The following is a 6,241-nucleotide window of genomic DNA, read 5'->3' on the forward strand; positions in this document are numbered from 1 at the left end:
CCTCCTCGGACTGGACTGAACCGCTGTCGTTCGCCGCGATCTACGAGGACGGTTTTTTCAGTGCAGCCAAAGGATATTTCATGCACGAACGCTTGCAGGGCCTGGTCGAGTTCGGCCGCTATCTGGTCCAGCGCTTCCTCGCCGACAAGGCGCCCAACAGCGCTGCAGCCCTGACCTACACCACGCTGTTCGCGGTCGTCCCGATGATGACCGTGACCTTCGCCATGCTCTCGGCGGTGCCGGCCTTCGAGGGCATGGGCGAGCGCATCCAGCTGTTCGTGTTCCGCAACTTCGTGCCGTCCACCGGCGAGGCGGTGGAGGCCTACCTGCGCAACTTCACGGTGCAGGCGCGGCACCTGACGTGGCTGGGCGTGGCCTTCCTGGCGGTCACTGCCTTCACCATGCTGGTGACCATCGAGAAAGCCTTCAACGCCATCTGGCGCGTGCGCCAGCCGCGCCGCGGCGTGACCCGCTTCCTGCTGTACTGGGCGATCCTCAGCCTGGGGCCACTGCTGCTGGGGACGGGCTTCGCGGTGTCCACCTACATCACTTCGCTGTCATTGCTCTCCGGCCCCCATGCGCTGCCGGGCGCGGCAATGCTGCTGAAGTTCATGCCGCTGCTGGCCAGCGTGGCGGCCTTCACCCTGATCTATGCGGCAGTGCCCAATGCGCGGGTGCCGGTGCTGCATGCACTCGCCGGTGGTGTGTTTACCGCGATCCTGTTCGAGGCAGCGAAGTCGCTGTTCGGCTTCTATGTGAGCTTCTTCCCCGGCTACAAGCTGATCTACGGGGCCTTCGCCACCGTGCCGCTGTTCCTGCTGTGGATCTACCTGTCCTGGCTGATCGTGCTGTTCGGCGCCGAGTTGGTCTGCAACCTGTCGTCGACGCGCTTGTGGCGTCACCGGGCGATGCCGCGCCTGCTGGTGATCCTCGGGGTGCTGCGGGTGTTCTTCGATCGCCAGCGCCACGGCCTGCCGACGCGCCTGGCGCATTTGCATCGCGCCGGCTGGCTGCTGCCGGAAGACGAGTGGGAAGAGGTGCTGGACTTCCTCGAGGCGGAACAACTGGTGTGCCGGGCTGGCTCGACCACGGCGGCCTGGGTGTTGTGTCGCGACCTGGGCAGCTACAGCCTGCATCACCTGCTCAATCGCAGTCCCTGGCCGCTGCCGTGCCTGGAGGCATTGCCGGCGGAGCTGGACGAGCCCTGGTACCCGGAATTGCGAAGCACGCTCGAGCGCTATCAGTCTGATCGCCAGGAGCTTTTTGGCGACAGCCTGGCGAAATGGTTGAAGCCGTCACATTCCGAGTGACGTAAAACGTCAGTTTTCGGCGTTTCTGATGCTTGGCAATCGCTTTCGCCATGACAGGACGCGTCATTCTGCGCTGTTTCAGAATTGGCATGCTTCTGGCTACAGGGGAAACAGGACATAGACGTCCTTCAGAAGTTCCCCTCAAGGCCAGTAGATTCCATGAAAAAAGACCAGAACAACGTAGTACACCTGCACCAGCGCGATCTGACGAGCGCCCTGGAGCGGCTGAATAGAATCACTGGTCTGCACTTCAGCAGCTGGCCTGAATCGCTGCTGCCGTCGGTAGCGCCCGAGGTTGTCGAGCCGAGCGCCGTTGCACCGGCCGATATCGCCCCGGTGCGTCAGCTGGGCTGATGCTTCAGTAGCTGGTGGCCAGAGGGCGAGCGCCGCTTGCCTGCTGTTCCACGGCCTGCATGAAGACCTCTTCGGCGATCACGCGCGACAGCGCGACCGCCGCGCGCAGCTTGATCTGCGCATCCTCGATCCGCTGGGAGAACGGCAAGCGCACCACGGCTGAAAGCAGGATGCGGCTCTGCTTGTTCACCGTGCCGTGATCGATCACCACCTCGCGCAGGCGCTCGCCATCGCGATAACTGACCAGCAGTGTCACCGGCAGATCCGCCACCCCTGGCAGATGCAGCCAGGCCGCCACGTTGAAGTCCGCCAGACGCCCTCCATTGGCCGCATTGGCCGGCCGCGCGCTGGCGACGATATGGCTGGGCACCTTGCTGACAAGCTGATCTGTAGGCTGCATCGGGCTGTCCTGTCGATGAAGGGGGCGGCGTACGTGGCGCCGGCCGCGTTCTGAAGGTCGCTGGGTATTGGCGAGCGGAAGTCGTCCCGAGAGTCAGAACGAACGTTCGAATTATAGAAAGGTGGAGTCGGACGATTCCGGGCCTACTGCTGATCTTGCCTGTGAACCCTCTCCCAATTCCGACAATCAGGCCAGACGAAGAGGGTGGCGAGCTACCAGTGGCGTTCCCAGGTTGGCCGGCGGTAGCGGCAAGATGGTCTGGTTGTCGAAGCTGGCCAGTTGCAGCCAGAGATTCTCGCCCTCGACGAACTGGCCCTGTGTGACCCAGAGCCCGTGGTACCAGCCGTTGCCCGGTTCCGGGGTGCTCTGCAGCACGCCGGGGTGACGCTGGGCGTCAGGGGCGCGGCGTAGCCATACCGGCCGCGGCAGGCCCTTGAGGTAGCGCAGGCCCAGGTGCAGGCCGTCGCTGTTGAGGTGGCGCCAGCGCACCACGGCGAGCGTGGCGGTGGTGCCGTTGCCAGGGATCAGCAGCAATTGGCCGACCGGGAAACTGCCATTCTGCTGGCCGGCACAGAGGATGCGCGCCCCTCCGGCGCTGGCGTCCATCAGCGCCGCTTCCAGGCACGGGCTGGCGCTGCTGTCGAGCAGGTGACGCTGGATGGCGGCGAGACCGACCACGACGCGGCACGTGCCGCTCTGTTCGGAGCGTTCGTGGCGGCGCGTCTGATGGCCCAGCCAGTGGTGGCGAACGCGCTCCAGCAGCGCACCCTGGTCCAGCCGGCGCAGTGGTGCCGGATCATGCAGGGCGATCAGCAGCGCGCCCAGCTCCAGGCGGCGCAGTTGATCAGGCGGAGCGTTGGCGGCCTGGTCGGCGGCCAGGCAAGGCTGGTCGGAGCCCAGGTCGAGGACGAAACCATCCTGTTCCTCCTCGTCCCACGGCAGCAGCCGGCCCAGCGCCGCCAGTGGCGCCAGGGCGCTGAACAGTTGCGGAGCTTCGCCTTCGGTGAGGTGGAAAGGGTTGCTCAGGGCCAGCAGCAGGATCTGCTGGTAGAGGCCACGCAGGGTGCCGGCAGGTACCGGGTCGAAGGCGGCCGCAACCGGTTCGTCCAGGCAATCCTGATGCTCGCCGATCCAGTACAGCAGGTGGCTGTCGCGCCACAGGCTGCCCGGCGGCTGCTGGTATTGCTGGTAATGGCGCAGCAGGGCCTGGGCGAGAAAATGCTGGGCCATGTACAGGCACCAGGCCATGTGCGGGCGCGAGGGCTTATGGCCATGCAGTATCTGCAGCAGCAGGCGCTTGAAGCCGGCGGCCAGTTCCGCGCAGAAGTGCACGAAGATCGCCGGCGGCGTTCTTTCCAGGCGGACCAGCCGTTCGTAATGCCGGTATTCTTCGCTCAGGCTTTGCAGGGCGCGTTGTCTTTCCAGTAAGGTCAGCGCGCATCGGTTGAGGCGGAACAGCGTGCCGAGAGCCTTTTGCAGGCCTTCCTGCAAGGGCTGGTGACGCGATTCCAGGAGCCCGGCCGCCAGGTTGCTCATGGCCTCGGCGTCCTCTTCGAGGATGTCCGGCACCTCCAGGCGCAAGGCATCGAGCATCATGACCACCCCGCATACACGAGGATTGAAGGCATGGGAGTGCGGCTCCGTATTGTGATGGGCTTGATCGCCGGCCTGATCCTGGCCGGCTGCTCGGCGGACTATGGCACCGATCAGCATGGACAGAAAGTACCCGCTGCCGAGGTAGATGGCCAGTGGCTAGTTATCAATTACTGGGCGGAGTGGTGCGCACCCTGCCGCAAGGAAATCCCCGAGCTCAACGGGCTGGCCGAACAGGGCAAGTCCCAGGGCTTCCGCGTGCTGGGGGTGAACTTCGATGGCCTGCGTGACGCCGAGCTGGCGAAGGCCTCCCAGGACCTGGGCGTGCAGTACACCGTGCTGGCCGACGACCCGGCGCCGCGCTACCAGTTGCCGCGCAGCGAAGCGCTGCCTGTAACCTACATCATCGATCCTGAGGGCAAGATGCGCGAGCAGTTGCTCGGCGAGCAGACCGCCGCCGGCCTGCAGGCGCGCCTGAGCGCATTGCGCGAGGAGAAGCGGTAGATGGCCAGGATCTGTCTGCACGGCTACATCAGCGGCAAGGTACAGGGCGTTTATTACCGGCAGAGTACCCAGGAACAGGCCGACAGCCTGGAGATCGATGGCTGGGTGCGCAACCTCGATGACGGTCGCGTGGAGTTGCTGATCGAAGGCGAGGAAGAGGCTGTTCGCGAGCTGGAGAAGTGGCTGGCGCGCGGGCCGGTAAAGGCCAAGGTGGCGGCGGTGGAACTGCAGCCGATGACGCCTCAGGGCATCACCGGCTTCATTGTGCGCGGCTAGGCGTCAGTTGCTGGCGCCGGGGTCTGCGGCCAGGCGACCGGCGTCGGTCATCAGGCTGTGGAGGAATTCCTTCTGCAGCTCCGGATCGTTGCGGGTCAGCTCGATCAGGCTCTGTTCCAGCTCGCTCGCTTCCTCTTCCAGGCCGAGGTCGGAGAGGCGTTTCACGCGGTGCACCCAGTGGTGCACATCGTCACCTTCCAGGTCGTCGTAGATCAGCGCGTGGGCTTCCTGCAGCTTGCCGCGCAGCGAGCGGCTGATCATCAGGCTGGCGTCGGCGCGGGTGTCGTCGGACGGGTCCTGGACGCTGAACTGCAGGCGACCGATGCGGCTGACCTCGTCGTCGCTGAACGGGCCTTCCAGCAGGTTCAGGCGCAGCACGCCATGCCGGTCGGTGAGCAGCTCCTGGGAGTTCTTGCCGGCGGTGACGGTCACCGGGCGCTCCGACCAGGGCAGGCTGGAGTACTCGGTGCGCTTGTCGCGCTGCTTCTCGTCGATCGATGCCAGGTTCTGCTCGGCGCGGCCGTTGGACTGCACGTTCATGAACGGATTCATGCCGTCGATGCCGTAGCGGATCCAGCCGCGGGTGACGCTTTCGGGCAGGTTGCCGAGGGCGAACACGTTGACCACGTTGGCGCCGATGCCGGCGACGAAAGCCACGACGCCCAGCGGCATTTCGTAGCTCTTGCGCCAGCCCTGGTAGGGCGTATAGCGGTCGTAGCGGCGGGTGACCTCGAACTCGGTGACTTCGAAGGTCTTCTGTTCCTGCACGCGGATGCGACGTTGCGGCAACTCCAGGACGCCCGGAGTGCCGACATCGATCTGCAGGCTGTGGTCGAGCAGTTTGCGCTCGACCCGCTCTTCATGCTCGCTGCGTTGCGGCAGCTGGTTGGCGCAGCCGCTCAGCAGAAGGCTGCCGCACAGGGCGGCAGCCACGAGGCTGGTGGTACTTCGGGTGGACATCGCTCTGCTCAGTTGCGGATCTTGGCCGTGATGAAGGCTTGCAGGTCGGACAGGGCGACAGGCTGCGACTCGGCGTCACGGCGGCCCTTGTACTCCAGGGTGCCTTCGTCCAGGCCGCGCTCGCTGACCACGATGCGGTGCGGGATGCCGATCAGCTCCATGTCGGCGAACTTCACGCCGGGGCTGGTCTTCTTGTCGCGGTCGTCCAGCAGCACTTCGAAGCCGGCGGCGGTGAGGTCCGCGTAGAGCTTGTCGGTAGCGGCGCGTACGGCTTCGTTCTCGTACTTCATCGGCACGATGGCGATCTGGAAGGGCGCCAGGGCAGCCGGCCAGAGGATGCCGCGGTCGTCGTAGTTCTGCTCGATGGCGGCGGCGACCACGCGGGACACGCCGATGCCGTAGCAGCCCATGATCAGGGTGACCGGCTTGCCGCTCTCGCCCAGTACGGAAAGCTTCATCGCTTCGCTGTACTTGGTGCCGAGCTGGAAGATGTGGCCGACTTCGATGCCGCGACGGATGATCAGGCTGCCTTTGCCGTCCGGGCTCGGGTCGCCTTCGACAACGTTACGCAGGTCGGCGACTTCCGGTACCGGCAGATCGCGTTCCCAGTTCACGCCGAAGTAGTGCTTGTCGTCGACGTTGGCGCCGGCGGCGAAGTCGCTCATCAGGGCGACGGAGCGGTYGATGATGCAGGGCAGCGCCAGGTTCAGCGGGCCGAGGGAGCCAGGAGCGGCGCCGATGGCAGCCTTGATGTCGGCTTCGCTGGCCATCTGCAGGGGGCTGGCCACCAGCGGGTGGTTGCCGGCCTTGATCTCGTTGAGTTCGTGGTCGCCACGAACCACCA

General features: G+C 65.4%; 8 protein-coding genes. 4 read left to right on the forward strand and 4 right to left on the reverse strand.

Annotated elements, in window-relative coordinates:
* Window positions 1–80 precede the first annotated feature (80 nt).
* Both QO207_RS18270 and QO207_RS18275 read left to right on the forward strand, forming a co-directional pair.
* Window positions 81–1,310 (forward strand): YihY family inner membrane protein, encoded by a 1,230-nt coding sequence (locus QO207_RS18270; protein WP_301533731.1) that lies wholly within the window; start codon window positions 81–83, stop codon window positions 1,308–1,310.
* Between the two features lie 159 nt (window positions 1,311–1,469).
* On the forward strand, window positions 1,470–1,664 hold the full coding sequence (locus QO207_RS18275) for a hypothetical protein (protein WP_301533732.1): 195 nt from the start codon (window positions 1,470–1,472) through the stop codon (window positions 1,662–1,664).
* 4 nt (window positions 1,665–1,668) lie between these two features.
* Here the strand turns inward: QO207_RS18275 and QO207_RS18280 are convergent, their stop codons facing one another.
* A complete protein-coding gene (locus QO207_RS18280; protein ID WP_301533733.1) occupies window positions 1,669–2,064 on the reverse strand; it encodes a hypothetical protein in 396 nt (131 codons plus the stop codon).
* A gap of 186 nt (window positions 2,065–2,250) precedes the next feature.
* On the reverse strand, window positions 2,251–3,660 hold the full coding sequence (locus QO207_RS18285) for a PilZ domain-containing protein (protein WP_301533734.1): 1,410 nt from the start codon (window positions 3,658–3,660) through the stop codon (window positions 2,251–2,253).
* 30 nt (window positions 3,661–3,690) lie between these two features.
* Between QO207_RS18285 and QO207_RS18290 the strand changes: the two genes are divergently transcribed.
* Both QO207_RS18290 and QO207_RS18295 read left to right on the forward strand, forming a co-directional pair.
* Window positions 3,691–4,161, forward strand: a complete 471-nt coding sequence (locus QO207_RS18290; RefSeq protein ID WP_301533735.1) for a TlpA disulfide reductase family protein — start codon at window positions 3,691–3,693, stop codon at window positions 4,159–4,161.
* A complete protein-coding gene (locus tag QO207_RS18295; protein ID WP_301533736.1) occupies window positions 4,162–4,437 on the forward strand; it encodes an acylphosphatase in 276 nt (91 codons plus the stop codon). It begins immediately after the preceding gene.
* Window positions 4,438–4,440: 3 nt separating this feature from the next.
* Here QO207_RS18295 and QO207_RS18300 read toward each other — a convergent pair whose 3' ends face one another.
* Window positions 4,441–5,397, reverse strand: a complete 957-nt coding sequence (locus QO207_RS18300; protein WP_301533737.1) for a hypothetical protein — start codon at window positions 5,395–5,397, stop codon at window positions 4,441–4,443.
* Window positions 5,398–5,405: 8 nt separating this feature from the next.
* A partial coding sequence (proS, locus tag QO207_RS18305) for a proline--tRNA ligase (RefSeq protein WP_301533738.1) occupies window positions 5,406–6,241 on the reverse strand: 836 nt, incomplete at its 5' end.

The organism is Pseudomonas sp. CAN1, from assembly GCF_030462585.1.
Classification (GTDB): Bacteria; Pseudomonadota; Gammaproteobacteria; order Pseudomonadales; family Pseudomonadaceae; genus Pseudomonas.